We start from the raw sequence: 14,969 nt of genomic DNA, 5'->3' as shown, positions 1-14,969 counted from the left end.
TGGCCCTTTCAGCCTGCCATTCCGGCCGGCGTGGCACAGCGATCCATGCACAATCAGATTTTTATGTCCGACCTGCAAACCTCTACCCCGAATACTGAATCTTTCGCGGCTCTGTTCGAAGAGTCGCTGACCCGCCAAGACATGCGCGCCGGCGAAGTGATTTCCGCCGAAGTCGTGCGCGTCGACCACAACTTCGTGGTCGTCAATGCAGGCCTCAAGTCCGAGGCTTACATTCCGATCGAGGAATTCCTGAACGATCAGGGCGAGGTTGAGGTGCAGTCGGGCGATTTCGTGTCCGTCGCAATCGACGCACTCGAAAACGGCTACGGCGACACGATCCTGTCGCGCGACAAGGCGAAGCGCCTTGCATCGTGGCTGTCGCTGGAAAAGGCGCTCGACAACAACGAACTCGTCACCGGCACGATCACCGGCAAGGTGAAGGGCGGCATGACCGTGATGGTCAACGGCATCCGCGCGTTCCTGCCGGGTTCGCTGGTCGACACGCGTCCGGTCAAGGACACGACCCCGTACGAAGGCAAGACGCTCGAGTTCCGCGTGATCAAGCTCGATCGCAAGCGTAACAACGTCGTGCTGTCGCGTCGTGCAGTGATCGAGGCAACCCAAGGCGAAGAGCGCGCGAAGCTGCTCGAGACGCTGAAGGAAGGCGCGATCGTCAACGGCGTGGTCAAGAACATCACCGACTACGGCGCGTTCGTCGACCTCGGCGGTATCGACGGCCTGCTGCACATCACCGACATCGCATGGCGTCGTGTGCGTCACCCGAGCGAAGTCCTGTCGGTTGGCCAGGAAGTCACCGCGAAGATCCTCAAGTTCGACCAAGAGAAGAACCGCGTCTCGCTGGGCATCAAGCAACTGGGCGACGATCCGTGGGAAGGCATCTCGCGCCGTTACCCGTCGGGCACGCGCCTGTTCGGCAAGGTCACGAACATCACCGACTACGGCGCATTCGTCGAAGTGGAATCGGGCATCGAAGGCCTCGTCCACGTGTCGGAAATGGACTGGACCAACAAGAACGTTGCTCCGTCGAAGGTTGTCCAGCTGGGCGACGAAGTCGAAGTCATGGTCCTCGAGATCGACGAAGACCGTCGTCGTATCAGCCTCGGCATGAAGCAGTGCAAGCCGAATCCGTGGGATGACTTCAGCCGCAACTTCAAGAAGGGCGACAAGATCACGGGCGCAATCAAGTCGATCACCGACTTCGGCGTGTTCATCGGTCTGCCGGGCGGCATCGACGGCCTGGTCCACCTGTCGGACCTGTCGTGGAGCGAAGCTGGCGAAGAAGCGGTTCGCAAGTACAAGAAGGGCGACGAAGTCGAAGCAATCGTCCTCGGTATCGACGTCGAGAAGGAACGTATCTCGCTCGGCATCAAGCAGCTCGAAGGCGACCCGTTCAGCAACTACGTTGCAATGAACGACAAGGGCTCGATCGTCGACGGCGTCGTGAAGACGGTCGATGCGAAGGGTGCGGTCGTTACGCTGACGGGTGACATCGAAGGCTACCTGCGCGCGTCGGAAATCTCGCAGGATCGCGTCGAAGACGCACGCAACGTGCTGAAGGAAGGCGACAAGGTCAACGCGATGGTGATCAACATCGATCGCAAGTCGCGCGGCATCAACCTGTCGATCAAGGCGAAGGATTCGGCTGAACAACAGGAAGCGATCCGCGGCCTGCAGTCGGACTCCAGCGCTGCTGCGACCGGTACGACCAACCTCGGCGCGCTGCTGAAGGCGAAGCTCGACGGCCAGAACCAGTAAGCCTCACGAGGTCTGCTGAAGTATGACCAAATCCGAGTTGGTCGCGCAGCTGGCATCGCGATTTCCGCAACTTGTCCTCAAGGATGCGGATTTCGCGGTGAAAACGATGCTCGATGCGATGTCTGATGCCCTGGCGAAAGGGCATCGCATTGAAATTCGGGGTTTCGGCAGCTTTGGCCTCAACCGTCGCCCGGCGCGCGTCGGACGCAACCCGAAATCAGGGGAGAAAGTGCAGGTGCCCGAGAAGTTCGTGCCGCACTTCAAGCCTGGCAAGGAATTGCGCGAACGCGTCGACGGCCGCGCCGGTGAACCGCTGAAGGCTGATGATCCGGACGACGAGCGTTAAGCGTCATCCGGTTTGCCCGGAACCCATCCGGCGAAGGCTGAAAAGAAAAGCGCCCCTTGCGGGCGCTTTTTTCATTTCCGGCGATCGCCGCGCAACGGCGGCACGCAGGATCTGCGCAGCCGCGGAAACGCATCCTTTACAATACGGGTCGATTCGGCGCGACGAAGGGGAGTCGCGCGCCGCGGCAAACCTCAACAAAGAGAGGGCTTCATGAAGTTTATCGTCTGGCTGATCCGGGTATTGGTGTTCGTACTGCTGCTGGTGCTTGCGCTGGCCAATACGCAAACCGCGACGCTGAATTTCGTTGCCGGCTATTCATGGCAAGCGCCGCTCATCCTGATCGGCCTGGCATTCTTCGCCGTGGGGCTGCTGGCCGGCTTGCTGTCCGCGCTGCCTTCGATCTTCCGCCTGCGTCTCGAGAACGGGCGCCTGAAGCGCGATCTGCGTGCGGCGCGCGAAACGCCGGCCGTCATCGACCAGCCGCCGATGCCGCCCGTCATTTAACACGGACGCCGCGCGATCATCGCGCGGTTTTCGTCTTTGCTTCGATATTTCGCATGGATCTGGATTTCTGGTGGTTGCTCGCGATTCCGGTCGCGTTCGCGCTGGGTTGGGCGGCGTCACGCTATGACCTGAAGAATCTCCTGTCGGAGAGTGCCAACCTGCCGCGATCGTATTTTCGCGGCCTGAATTTTCTGTTGAACGAACAACCCGATAAGGCGATCGATGCGTTCATCGAGGTCGCCAAGCTCGATCCCGAGACGGTCGAGCTGCACTTCGCGCTCGGCAATCTGTTTCGTCGCCGCGGCGAGACCGATCGCGCGATCCGCGTGCACCAGAACCTGCTGAGCCGCACGGACCTGCCGGTCAACGAGCGCGACCATGCGCTGTACGAGCTCGGCCAGGATTTCCTGAAGGCCGGGCTGCTCGATCGTGCCGAAGAGGCGTTTCACAAGCTCGCCGACGGCGATTACGCGCTCGGCGCGCAGCGGGCGCTGCTGACGATCTACGAGATCGAGAAGGACTGGAACAAGTCGATCGATACGGCAAAGCGCATCGAGTCGATGAGCGACAAGCCGCTTGGCGTCGAAATCGCCCAGTTCCACTGCGAACTCGCGCAGGACGCGCTGCAGCGCAAGAACGCGGCAGCGGCCGCCGAGCAGCTGCACCTGGCGCTGGCCGTGAACCCTCAGAACGTGCGCGCGACGGTGCTGTCCGGCGACGCGGCGGAAGCGGAGGGCAACCACGCGGCCGCGATCGAGCACTGGAAGCGCGTCGAGGCGCAGAATCCGGCGTATCTGCCGCTCGTCGCCGACAAGCTGATGAAGGCGTATGTCGCGCTCGGCAAGCATGCCGAAGGCGCCGAGCTGCTGATGGGTTATATCGACCGCTATCCGTCGAACGACCTGCTCGACATCGCGTACCAGCACGTCGCGGGGTTGCGTGGCCAGGATGCGGCGCACACGCTCGCGCGCACGCAGATGGAGAAGTCACCGAACCTGTCGGGGATGCTGCATCTGCTCGACGCGCAAATCGCCGCGGCCGACGAACCGCGTCGTAAGGAACTTGAAATGATGCGTGCGCTGATCAAGCAGCGCACGAAGAATCTGCCACGGTATACGTGCCAGAATTGCGGTTTCCGGGCACGGCTCTTCTATTGGCAGTGCCCCGGATGCAGCGGCTGGGAAACCTATGCGCCGCGCCGCGTCGAACCTGCGATGCCGGGCTGATCCCGGCAAGCGGAAACGCGCTGCGGTTGCCGCCGGGCTCGTCCCGGCGGCCAAGTTAGTCAATTACCGGGAAGTACCGGAACATCTATGAAAATCACCATCATCGGCACCGGCTATGTCGGTCTCGTCACGGGCGCGTGCCTTGCGGAGATCGGTCACGACGTCTTCTGTCTCGACGTCGATCAGCGCAAGATCGACATCCTGAACAACGGCGGGATGCCGATTCACGAACCGGGGCTGCTGGACATCATCGCGCGCAACCGCGCGGCGGGGCGTCTGCGCTTCTCGACCGATATCGAGGCGAGCGTCGCGCACGGCGAGATCCAGTTCATCGCCGTCGGCACGCCGCCCGACGAGGACGGCTCGGCCGACCTGCAGTACGTGCTCGAAGCCGCACGCAACATCGGCCGCCACATGACGGGCTTCAAGGTGATCGTCGACAAGTCGACGGTGCCGGTCGGCACCGCGCAGCGCGTGCGCGGCGTGGTCGACGAGGCGCTTGCCGCCCGCGGTCTGGGAGGCAGCGTCGCGCATCGCTTCTCGGTCGTGTCGAACCCCGAGTTCCTGAAGGAAGGCGCCGCGGTCGAAGACTTCATGCGTCCGGACCGGATCATCATCGGTGTCGACGACGACGAGACGGGCACGATCGCGCGCGAGAAGATGAAGAAGCTTTACGCGCCGTTCAATCGCAACCATGAGCGCACGATCTACATGGACGTGCGTTCGGCCGAATTCGCGAAATATGCGGCGAACGCGATGCTCGCCACGCGCATCTCGTTCATGAACGAGATGTCGAATCTGGCCGACAAGGTCGGCGCCGACATCGAGGCCGTGCGCCGCGGGATCGGCTCCGATCCTCGCATCGGCTATCACTTCCTGTACGCCGGCGTCGGCTATGGCGGCTCGTGCTTCCCGAAGGACGTCCAGGCGCTGATTCGCACGGCCGGTGAGAACGGCCAGCCGCTGCGCATTCTGGAGGCCGTCGAGGCGGCCAACTATGCGCAGAAGGACGTGCTGATCAGCAAGATCGAGCAGCGTTTCGGCGCTGACCTGACCGGCCGCGAGTTCGCGGTCTGGGGCCTGGCGTTCAAGCCGAACACCGACGACATGCGCGAGGCGCCGAGCCGTCGCCTGATCGCCGCGCTGCTCGAACGCGGCGCGACCGTGCGTGCGTACGATCCGGTCGCGGTCGACGAGGCGCGGCGTGTGTTTGCGCTCGATTTCGGCACCGATCCGGACGCGCTGGCGCGGCTGCATCTCGTCGAGACGCAGGACATTGCCGTGACGGGGGCGGACGCGCTCGTGATCGTGACCGAATGGAAGGAATTCCGGAGCCCCGACTTCACGCGCCTGAAGGCCGAACTGAAGGCGCCGGTGATTTTCGACGGTCGCAACCTCTATGAGCCGGATGCGATGGCCGAACTGGGCATCGACTACTACGCGATCGGCCGGCCGTATGTCGATCCCCAGTCGTCCACCCGTGGCTGACCACACGATGAATACTCTCCGCGAAGTCGTTCCGGTGCCGCGCGAGCAGCTCGCGCGCTCGCGCGTGCTTGTCGTCGGCGACGTGATGCTCGACCGTTACTGGTTCGGCAACGTCGATCGCATTTCGCCTGAAGCGCCGGTGCCGGTCGTGCACGTGCAGCGTCAGGAAGAGCGCCTCGGCGGTGCGGCCAACGTCGCGCGCAACGCCGTGACGCTCGGCGGCCAGGCCGGGTTGCTGTGCGTCGTCGGTTGCGACGAACCCGGCGAGCGGATCGTCGAGCTGCTCGGCAGCAGCGGCGTGACGCCGCATCTCGAGCGCGACCCGGCGCTGCCGACCACGATCAAGCTGCGCGTGCTCGCGCGCCAGCAGCAACTGCTGCGCGTCGACTTCGAGGCCATGCCGACGCACGAGGTGCTGCTCGCGGGGCTCGCGCGCTTCGATGCGCTGCTGCCGCAGCACGACGTCGTGCTGATGTCGGATTACGCGAAAGGCGGCCTGACGCACGTCACGACGATGATCGAGAAGGCGCGTGCGGCCGGCAAGTCCGTCCTCGTCGACCCGAAGGGCGACGACTGGGCACGCTATCGCGGCGCGTCGCTGATTACGCCGAATCGCGCGGAACTGCGTGAAGTGGTCGGGCAGTGGAAGTCGGAAGACGATCTGCGTGCGCGCGTCGCGAAGCTGCGCGCGGAACTGGGCATCGACGCGCTGCTGCTCACCCGTTCGGAAGAAGGGATGACGCTGTTTTCCGCCACCGGCGAACTGCACGCACCGGCGCTCGCGCGGGAGGTGTTCGACGTGTCGGGCGCGGGCGATACCGTGATCGCAACGGTCGCGACGATGCTTGGCGCGGGCGTGCCGCTCGTCGACGCCGTCGTGCTCGCGAATCGCGCGGCAGGCATCGTGGTCGGCAAGCTCGGCACGGCCACGGTGGACTACGACGAACTGTTTCACTGAGCGCATGCGGTGGCGCGACGAGCGCGCCGCACGCATGTCTCGCACTTTTCAGGCAGGACGATCATGACCCTCATCGTCACCGGCGCAGCCGGTTTTATCGGCGCGAACATCGTCAAGGCGCTCAACGAGCGCGGCGAAACGCGCATCATCGCAGTCGACAACCTGACGCGTGCGGACAAGTTCCGGAATCTCGTCGATTGCGAGATCGACGACTATCTGGACAAGACGGAATTCGTCGAACGTTTCGCACGCGGTGATTTCGGCAAGGTACGCGCGATTTTCCACGAAGGCGCCTGTTCGGACACGATGGAAACCGACGGCCGCTACATGATGGACAACAACTTCCGCTACAGCCGCGCGGTGCTCGACGCCTGCCTCGCGCAGGGCACGCAGTTCCTGTACGCATCGTCGGCCGCGACCTACGGCGGATCGACGCGCTTCGTCGAGGAGCGCGAGGTCGAGGCGCCGCTGAACATCTACGGCTATTCGAAGTTCCTGTTCGACCAGGTGATCCGTCGCGTGTTGCCGACCGCGAAGAGCCAGATCGCCGGCTTCCGCTATTTCAACGTGTACGGCCCGCGCGAGACGCACAAGGGGCGCATGGCGTCGGTCGCGTTCCACAACTTCAACCAGTTCCGGGCGGAAGGCAAGGTGAAGCTGTTCGGCGAGTACAACGGCTATGCACCGGGCGAGCAGACGCGCGACTTCGTGTCGGTCGAGGACGTGACGAAGGTGAACCTGTTCTTCTTCGATCATCCGGAGAAGTCGGGTATCTTCAACCTCGGCACGGGCCGGGCGCAGCCGTTCAACGATATTGCGTCGACGGTCGTGAACACGCTGCGTGCGCTCGACAACCAGCCGCCGCTGACACTCGCGCAGCAGGTCGAGCAAGGGCTGATCGAATACGTGCCGTTCCCCGACGCACTGCGCGGCAAGTACCAGTGCTTCACGCAGGCCGATCAGACGAAGCTGCGTGCGGCCGGTTACGATGCACCGTTCCTGACCGTGCAGGAAGGCGTCGACCGCTATGTGCGTTGGCTATCTGGCCAGGTTTAAACGGAAGCGTTGCATCGATAGACTGGGTCTCACGGTCGGCAGCCGCCGGCCGTTTTTCATCGGAGATCCAGCACATGATCAGGAAATGGTTGGCCGCAGCGGCAATGCTCGGCACGATCGCGTCGGCCTGGGCGGCCGTTGACGTCAACACCGCGAACGAGGATGCGCTCGTCGGCATCAAGGGCATCGGCCCGGCACGGGCGAAGGCGATTCTCGACGAACGCGGCGCACACGGTCCGTTCAAGAATGCGGAAGATCTCGCGTCGCGCGTGAAAGGCATGGGCGGCCATACCGTCGAGCGGCTTCAGCAGGAAGGCCTGACGATCGGCGCGGCCGGCACGGGTGCCACGCTGCCGGCACCGGGCAAGCCGCCGGGCAAGCCCGCGGCACCGCCTGCCCGCACGGCACAGAAGTAACGCGACGCGCGCGACCGACAACGAGCTCCTTCAGTCGCCGTCATTGCGACGGCTTCCCGCGGCATGCCGCGGGTTTTTTGCGTGGGCGCGGTGTCTGCGGCGGCGGGTTGCACGGCACGCGTATTCCATCGTCGCAATGGGGTTGCCGGCGTGAGCAGCGGTGCTGGTTTACAATCGATCGATTGATCGGCCTCGTACTCACGGTATATCCATGGCTTACAAAACTATCGAAGACACGATCGGCAATACGCCGCTCGTCCAACTGGTCCGCTTGCCGGACGATGAAATTCGCGCGCGCAACAACGTGCTGCTCGCGAAGCTCGAAGGCAACAATCCGGCTGGTTCCGTGAAGGATCGTCCGGCACTGTCGATGATCAGCAAGGCCGAGGCGCGCGGGCGCATCAAGCCGGGCGATACGCTGATCGAGGCGACGAGCGGCAATACGGGTATCGCACTGGCGATGGCGGCGGCGATCCGCGGCTACAAGATGGTGCTGATCATGCCGGAGGACCTGTCGGTCGAGCGCCGCCAGAGCATGGCTGCCTACGGTGCCGAAATCATCCTGACGCCGGTGAAGGGCGGGATGGAGCTGGCACGCGATCTCGCGGACCAGATGCAGCGCGAAGGCAAGGGCGTGATCCTCGACCAGTTCGCGAACCCCGACAATCCGATTGCGCACTATGAAGCGACCGGCCCGGAAATCTGGCGCGATACCGAAGGGCGCATCACGCACTTCGTGTCGGCCATGGGCACGACGGGCACGATCATGGGCACGTCGCACTATCTGAAGGAACAGAATCCGGCGATCGAGATCGTCGGTGCGCAGCCGGAAGACGGTTCGCGCATTCCCGGCATCCGCAAGTGGCCGGAAGCGTACATGCCGACCATCTTCGATCGCAGCCGGGTCGACCGCGTCGAGAACGTGAGCCAGGCCGCGGCGGAAACGATGGCGCGCCGGCTCGCGTCGGTCGAAGGCATCTTCGCGGGCATTTCGTCGGGTGGCGCATGTGAAGTCGCGATGCGCATCGCGCGTCAGGTCGAGAATGCGACGATCGTGTTCATCATCTGCGATCGCGGCGACCGCTACCTGTCCACGGGCGTGTTCCCTGCCTGAGCGCAGGCAGGTGCGCGCAACGCGCGTGCGATAAAAAAGCGCCGCTTGTGCGGCGCTTTTTCTTTGAGCGGTCGGTGCTTATTGCGACTCGGTGTCGACGGTGGCCGGCTGAAGTGCGCCGCTCGCTTCCATCTGCGCCTTCACCGCCTCGCCAAGCTGGTACACGGTGAGCGCATAGAAGAAGCTGCGGTTGTAGCGCGTCAGCACATAGAAATTCTTGAGGCCGAGCATGTACTCGGTCGCCCGCCCCGGCGAAGGCAGGTCGACCACCGTCACAGGGGTACCGCCTTCGGTCGTGATGTTGACCGTCGGCTCGTTCAGCGTCATGCCCGCGCGCAGCAGTTGCGACAGCGCCCAATGCGGTTCGGGCTGGCCGTCGGCGGCGGCCTGGGCGATCCCCAGGCTGCCCGTATCGGGCGTGATCTGCCAGACCACCGGGCGGTCGGTTTCCCAGCCGTGCTGCTTCAGGTAGTTCGCGACGCTGCCGATCGCATCGACAGGACTGCTGCGCAGGTCGACATGACCCGTGCCGTCGAAGTCGACCGCATACTCGCGGATGCTGCTCGGCAGGAACTGCGGAATTCCGATCGCGCCCGTATACGAGCCGAGCACGGTGGTCGGGTCGAGCTGGTTGTCGCGCGTCCAGACCAGGAAATCCTCGAGGTTCTTGCGGAACGTCGCCTGGCGGCTGTCGCGATTCGGCGTGTCCGGATAGTCGAACGTGAGCGTCGTCAGCGCGTCGAGCACGCGGAAATTGCCCATGTAGCGGCCGTAGATCGTCTCGACGCCGATGATGCCGACGATCACCTCGGGCGGCACGCCGAACTGCTCGGATGCGCGCTGCAGCGTTGCCTGGTTCGCCTTCCAGAATTTCACGCCCGCGTTGATGCGGATCGGCTCGATGAAGCGCGAGCGGTAGACGCGCCAGTTCTTGACCGTCGGCGACGGGGCCGGCTTCACGAGCTTGACGGCCGTCGCCGAATAGCTGATGCGCGAGAACAGCGCATGCAGGCTCGCGGAGTCGAAGCCGTTGCGGCTGACCATCTCGTCGATGAACGCATCGACCTTCGCGTTGTTCGCGTAACGCTGCGGAACAATTTCCTCTTCGAAGGTCTGGCCTTGCGGCGTCGGCTGCTGCGGCTGGGCCTGTGCGACGAGCTTGCCCGTGGACTTCGCGGGTGGCGTCTGCGCGCCGGCAGGCGCGGTGCCGAGGGCCGCGACCACAGCGGCCGCAACGAGCGGCACGCGAGCACGGAACAGCGCGGAGAGAAGGGCGGCAGGCTTGCTGGAATTCATGTCGAAGCGGGCGGACAAGGCGATTGGGGTCGGCGCAGTATACCCGACGGATCCGGCGCGCCGGGGCGTCGCGGGCCCCCGTTGTGGTAAGTTAGCGGCGAATTCGCGGCAGACGATGGACATCATTGATGGAGACCTGCGGCGCACCGTGCGCCGCGGATGACAGCTTATGGCAACCGCTTTCTATACGCACCCCGACTGCATGCTGCACGAGATGGGGGAATGGCATCCGGAATGCCCGGCCCGCCTGTCGGCGATCCAGGATCAATTGATCGCGAGCCGCATCGACGACCTGATCGTGCACGAAACCGCGCCGTTCGCGAGCGAGGTGGCGCTTGGCCGGGTGCATACGCAGGCGCACATCGACTACATCCGGAGCATGACGCCGGTCGACGGCTACGTCGAGATCGATCCTGATACGCTGATGAACCGCGATACGTGGCGTGCGGCGCTGCGTGCGGCCGGTGCCGCGATCGCGGCGACCGACGCAGTGATCGAAGGCCGTTACGCGAATGCGTTCTGCGGCGTGCGCCCGCCTGGCCACCATGCGGAGCCCGCGCGTGCGATGGGTTTCTGCTTCTTCAACAACGTCGCGATCGCCGCGCGGCACGCGCTCGACGTACACGGTCTGGAGCGTGTGGCGATCATCGATTTCGACGTGCATCACGGCAACGGCACCGAGGCCGCATTCGCGAATGACGAGCGCGTGCTGATGTGCAGCTTCTTCCAGCATCCGCTGTACCCGTTCTCGGGCGTCGATCACCAGGCGCCGAACATGGTCAACCTGCCGATGCCCGCGCGCAGCAACGGGATGGCGATCCGCGAAGCCGTCGACATGTTCTGGCTGCCGCGCCTCGATGCGTTCAAGCCGCAGATGCTGTTCGTGTCGGCGGGTTTCGATGCGCATCGCGAGGACGATATCGGCAACCTCGGCCTCGTCGAAGCCGACTTCGAATGGCTGACCGCGCAGATCGTCGACGTGGCGCGCCGGCATGCGCAGGGCCGCATCGTGAGCTGCCTCGAAGGCGGCTACAACCTGTCCGCGCTCGGGCGCAGCGTCGTCGCGCACCTGCGCGTGCTGGCCGGTATCTGACAATCGATCGACCGGCCGTGCCGGGCGCTCAGCGCGCCGGCACGCGTGCGTGAATCCATGCGATCAGCGCGTCGATCACGCGATCGCGTTCGAGATCGTTCATCGTTTCGTGAAAGCCGCCTTCGTATAGCGTCAGCGTGCGATCGGGCGAGCCGACGCGTGCGCCGAACGCCCGGCTGCCGTCGGGCTCGGTCAGCTTGTCCTCGGTCCCGTGATAGACGAGCACCGGAACGCGCAGCCCACCGCGTCCGCTTTCGATGCGCGCCATCGCGTCGAGAATCTCCGCGCCAGTGCGCGCGGGCACCGCGCCGTGATGCACGAGCGGATCAGCACGATTGGCCGCGACGATGGCCGGATCGCGCGACAGCAGTGCTGCATCGATCTTGATGGCAGGGAAGGTCGGCCATACGCGGCTGATGACGCGGCTCACCGCGAGCATCCAGCGCGGCACGTCGCGTCCCGGCGCGAGCGCCGGGCTCGACAGCACGAGGCCCGTCAGCACGTGGCCGCGCGTCGGCGCGCGTTCGATCGCGTACAGCGCCGCGACCGCGCCGCCCATGCTGTGCCCCATCAGGAACAGCGGTGAATTGCCGCGCGCGGCTTCGGCGACCAGCGCATCCGCATCGTTCAGGTAGCCGTCGAAGCGCTCGACCCACGCGCGCTTGCCGGGTGACTGGCCGTGTCCGCGCAGGTCGATCGCGAGCACGTCGATGCCGGCCGCATTCAGCCGGCCGGCGAGCGCGGCATAGCGGCCCGCGTGTTCGGCAAGACCGTGAACGAGCGCGATCGTCGCGCGCGGCGGCGTGGAGCCGTCGCCGGCGCGCCACCGGTACGATGCCAGGTCGAGTCCGTCCGCGGTACGCAGCCGGCCCATGGTCGGCGCGGGCGGCGACGAAGGCGCCGGTCCGGCGGTGGTGGGTGCGGCGGCCGGCGTAGTGGTGGCGGTCATCTGGCGTGTCCCCTGTCGGTTGGCATGTGTGTTCCGGATCATAGTCGCGGCGCCGTCGCGGCGCGCCAGCGGTGCTCCTCTAATTTCGTGCGGTTATGAAAAGATCGAAATCGATTATTAAGGGGAATGAGGGGTTTGCGGTAAAATCGATGGTTATTCCAGATGCATCGGCGGCCGACTGGCGGGCCAACTCGCCAGCCGGGCCGCCGTTTTGTTTACATGATCGAATTACGCAATCTTTCGCAGCGATTTCCCGGGCCGGGTGGCTGGGTCGAGGCGCTGCGCAACATCAACCTGACGATTCCGCAGGGTGAGGTGTTCGGCATCATTGGCCGAAGCGGTGCCGGCAAGAGCACGCTCGTGCGCACCATCAACCTGCTCACGCGGCCGACCGAAGGCAATGTTGTCGTCGGCGGGCGCGATCTCACGCTGCTGCCGGCTGGCGCGCTGCGCGAGGCGCGCCGCGAGATCGGCATGATCTTCCAGCACTTCAACCTGCTGTCGTCACGCACGGTGTTCGACAACGTCGCGCTGCCGCTCGAACTGGCCGGCGCAAGCCGTGCCGAGATCGAGGCCGCCGTGCTGCCGCTGCTCGACCTCGTCGGGTTGTCCGCGCAAAAGGATCGCTATCCGTCGCAGATCAGCGGCGGGCAGAAGCAGCGTGTCGGCATCGCCCGCGCACTTGCGAGCCGGCCGAAGGTGCTGCTGTCGGACGAAGCGACATCCGCGCTCGATCCCGAGACCACGCGTTCGATTCTCGACCTGCTGAAGCGCATCAATCGTGAGCTTGGCCTGACGATCGTGCTGATCACGCACCAGATGGAAGTGATCAAGCAGGTGTGCGATCGCGTCGCGGTGCTCGATGCGGGGCGCGTGGTCGAGGAAGGCCGCGTGATCGACGTGTTCCTGCAGCCGCATCACGAAGTGACGCGCGCGCTGATCGGCGACGTGATCGCGCAGGAATTGCCGCCCGCGCTGAAGGTGCGCGTGGCCGAGCGGCTGAAGACGGGCAGCGGGCATTTGCTGCGGCTCGCGTTCACGGGCTCGGGTGTCGACCAACCGATCCTGTCCGAAACGATCCGCCGGTACGAACTCGATTTCAATATCCTGCATGGCCAGATCGACGAGATCCAGGGGCAGGCCTTCGGTTCGCTCGCGGTGCTCGCGGGCGGCGAGCCGGGCAAGGTCGGGCAGGCGCTCGCGTTCCTGCGCGAGCAAGGTGTGGTGGTAGAGGAGCTTTCGTATGTTGAGTGAGATGTTCGATATGTTCGTGCAGTCGTTCTGGGAGACGCTGATCATGGTCGGCATCTCCGGAGTGGTCGGCGCGCTCGTCGGCCTGCCGCTCGGCGTGCTGCTCTACCTGACCGATCGCCAGGGTGTGCTGCAGAACCTCGCGGTGAATCGCGTGCTCGGCGGCATCGTGAATGCCGTCCGCTCGACGCCGTTCATCATCCTGCTGGTCGCGGTGATTCCGTTTACGCGGCTCGTCACGGGGTCGTCGATCGGCACGGCCGCGGCGGTCGTGCCGCTGACGCTCGCGGCCGCGCCGTTCATCGCGCGTCTGGTCGAGACGGCGTTGCGCGAAGTCGACCGCGGGCTGATCGAGGCTGCGCAATCGATGGGCGCGACCACGTCGCAGATCGTCTTCAAGGTGCTGCTGCCCGAATCGCTGCCGGGCGTCGTCGCGGGCCTGACGATCACGTTCGTGTCGCTGGTCGGCTATTCGGCGATGGCGGGCGCGATCGGCGGTGGCGGCCTCGGCGATCTCGGGATCCGCTACGGTTACCAGCGCTATCTGCCCGAAGTGATGTGGACGGTGGTCGCGATCCTGATCGTGTTCGTGCAGATCGTGCAGTCGTTCGGCGACTGGCTCGTCCGCCGGCTGAGCCACAAGTAAAACAAGATTGATCCGTTAGGGGACACTCGATGCAACGACGCTTCATGCTGAAATTCGCGGCGGTACTGGGCGCGGCCGCGCTGTTCGCGGGCGCACACGCGCAGGCCGAAACCATCAAGGTGGGCGTGACGGGCGGGCCGCACGCACAGATCATGGAAGCGGTGAAGAAGGTCGCGGCGAAGAATGGCCTCGACATCCGCATCGTCGAATTCTCCGATTACGTGCAGCCGAACGCCGCGCTGGCGTCGGGCGACCTCGATGCGAACAGCTACCAGCACGATCCGTATCTGCAGGCGCAGGTGAAGGATCGCGGCTACAAGCTGGTCAAGGTCGCGGACACCGTCACGTTCCCGATGGGCATCTATTCGAAGCGCGTGAAGTCGCTGGCCGAACTGAAGCCGGGCGCGCGCATCGCGGTCCCGAACGATCCGACCAATGGCGGTCGTGCGCTGCTGTTGCTGCAGAAGCAGGGCCTGCTGAAGCTGCGCGCGGACGCGGGGCTGAAGGCGACGCCGCTCGATATCGTCGACAATCCGCGCAAGCTGAAGATCGTCGAACTCGATGCGGCGCAGATTCCGCGCTCGCTCGGTGACGTCGACGCGGCTGCGATCAATACCAACTACGCGATGGAAGCGGGGTTGAAACCGAAACAGGACGCGATCGCGATCGAGGGGCCGAACGGCCCGTACGCGAACATCCTCGCGATCCGCGAGGCGGACCGGAACAAGCCGTGGGTCGCGAAACTGGTCGCGGCCTACCATTCGGCCGAGGTGAAGCAATTCATCGAAAGCAAGTTCGGCGGCGCGGTCATCGCCGCCTGGTAACAGGTGAAGCACGGGGCGCCCGGCGA

15 protein-coding genes are annotated in these 14,969 nt (G+C 64.8%); 13 read left to right on the top strand and 2 right to left on the bottom strand.

Annotated elements, in window-relative coordinates; translation table 11 throughout:
* The first annotated feature begins 45 nt into the window (after window positions 1-45).
* The 9 genes from rpsA to cysM all read left to right on the top strand — a co-directional run bounded on the left by rpsA (window position 46) and on the right by cysM (window position 8,884).
* Entirely contained in the window at window positions 46-1,776 is a 1,731-nt protein-coding gene (gene rpsA / locus G3N96_RS13925) for a 30S ribosomal protein S1 (RefSeq protein WP_011694214.1), read from the top strand.
* A gap of 22 nt (window positions 1,777-1,798) precedes the next feature.
* Window positions 1,799-2,122: an integration host factor subunit beta gene (locus G3N96_RS13920; RefSeq protein ID WP_006486894.1), complete on the top strand. Its 324-nt coding sequence runs from the start codon at window positions 1,799-1,801 to the stop codon at window positions 2,120-2,122.
* 210 nt (window positions 2,123-2,332) lie between these two features.
* The gene (locus G3N96_RS13915; RefSeq protein ID WP_021157458.1) at window positions 2,333-2,626 is read left to right on the top strand and encodes a LapA family protein; all 294 of its coding nucleotides are present in this window, start codon (window positions 2,333-2,335) and stop codon (window positions 2,624-2,626) included.
* A 53-nt stretch (window positions 2,627-2,679) separates the two neighbouring features.
* Window positions 2,680-3,852: a lipopolysaccharide assembly protein LapB gene (lapB, locus tag G3N96_RS13910; RefSeq protein ID WP_206137563.1), complete on the top strand. Its 1,173-nt coding sequence runs from the start codon at window positions 2,680-2,682 to the stop codon at window positions 3,850-3,852.
* A gap of 87 nt (window positions 3,853-3,939) precedes the next feature.
* Window positions 3,940-5,340: a UDP-glucose/GDP-mannose dehydrogenase family protein gene (locus G3N96_RS13905; RefSeq protein ID WP_124576005.1), complete on the top strand. Its 1,401-nt coding sequence runs from the start codon at window positions 3,940-3,942 to the stop codon at window positions 5,338-5,340.
* A gap of 7 nt (window positions 5,341-5,347) precedes the next feature.
* A complete protein-coding gene (rfaE1, locus tag G3N96_RS13900) occupies window positions 5,348-6,298 on the top strand; it encodes a D-glycero-beta-D-manno-heptose-7-phosphate kinase (protein WP_011351339.1) in 951 nt (316 codons plus the stop codon).
* 63 nt (window positions 6,299-6,361) lie between these two features.
* Window positions 6,362-7,354, top strand: coding sequence for an ADP-glyceromanno-heptose 6-epimerase (rfaD, locus tag G3N96_RS13895; protein WP_039343257.1), 993 nt, complete (start codon window positions 6,362-6,364; stop codon window positions 7,352-7,354).
* A gap of 74 nt (window positions 7,355-7,428) precedes the next feature.
* Window positions 7,429-7,770 carry a helix-hairpin-helix domain-containing protein gene (locus tag G3N96_RS13890; RefSeq protein ID WP_124576003.1) on the top strand — a complete coding sequence of 114 codons (342 nt, stop codon included), beginning with the start codon at window positions 7,429-7,431 and terminating at the stop codon, window positions 7,768-7,770.
* Window positions 7,771-7,981: 211 nt separating this feature from the next.
* The gene (gene cysM, locus G3N96_RS13885) at window positions 7,982-8,884 is read left to right on the top strand and encodes a cysteine synthase CysM (RefSeq protein ID WP_089439501.1); all 903 of its coding nucleotides are present in this window, start codon (window positions 7,982-7,984) and stop codon (window positions 8,882-8,884) included.
* 78 nt (window positions 8,885-8,962) lie between these two features.
* Here the strand turns inward: cysM and mltB are convergent, their stop codons facing one another.
* Window positions 8,963-10,306 carry a lytic murein transglycosylase B gene (mltB, locus tag G3N96_RS13880; RefSeq protein ID WP_206137562.1) on the bottom strand — a complete coding sequence of 448 codons (1,344 nt, stop codon included), beginning with the start codon at window positions 10,304-10,306 and terminating at the stop codon, window positions 8,963-8,965.
* A gap of 43 nt (window positions 10,307-10,349) precedes the next feature.
* On the opposite strand from mltB, the gene G3N96_RS13875 reads away from it, so the two are divergent.
* Entirely contained in the window at window positions 10,350-11,273 is a 924-nt protein-coding gene (locus tag G3N96_RS13875) for a histone deacetylase family protein (protein WP_011351344.1), read from the top strand.
* A gap of 28 nt (window positions 11,274-11,301) precedes the next feature.
* On the opposite strand, the gene G3N96_RS13870 is transcribed toward G3N96_RS13875, so the two are convergent.
* Complete coding sequence (locus G3N96_RS13870) at window positions 11,302-12,222, bottom strand: alpha/beta hydrolase (protein ID WP_206137561.1); 921 nt, start codon at window positions 12,220-12,222, stop codon at window positions 11,302-11,304.
* A 219-nt stretch (window positions 12,223-12,441) separates the two neighbouring features.
* Between G3N96_RS13870 and G3N96_RS13865 the strand changes: the two genes are divergently transcribed.
* Genes G3N96_RS13865 through G3N96_RS13855 form a run of 3 tightly spaced genes read left to right on the top strand, consistent with a single transcriptional unit; the run spans window position 12,442 to window position 14,943 of the window.
* Window positions 12,442-13,476 (top strand): methionine ABC transporter ATP-binding protein, encoded by a 1,035-nt coding sequence (locus G3N96_RS13865; RefSeq protein WP_089430771.1) that lies wholly within the window; start codon window positions 12,442-12,444, stop codon window positions 13,474-13,476.
* Window positions 13,466-14,119, top strand: coding sequence for a methionine ABC transporter permease (locus G3N96_RS13860; protein ID WP_011351347.1), 654 nt, complete (start codon window positions 13,466-13,468; stop codon window positions 14,117-14,119). The genes G3N96_RS13865 and G3N96_RS13860 overlap by 11 nt, the downstream gene beginning before the upstream one ends.
* A gap of 29 nt (window positions 14,120-14,148) precedes the next feature.
* Entirely contained in the window at window positions 14,149-14,943 is a 795-nt protein-coding gene (locus tag G3N96_RS13855) for a MetQ/NlpA family ABC transporter substrate-binding protein (RefSeq protein ID WP_124576000.1), read from the top strand.
* The last annotated feature ends 26 nt before the right edge of the window (window positions 14,944-14,969 follow it).

The organism is Burkholderia sp. Se-20373, from assembly GCF_017104705.1.
Lineage (GTDB): Bacteria > Pseudomonadota > Gammaproteobacteria > Burkholderiales > Burkholderiaceae > Burkholderia.
Note: the sequence above shows the minus strand (reverse complement) of the source record. Positions and strands in the feature narration are given on the sequence as shown.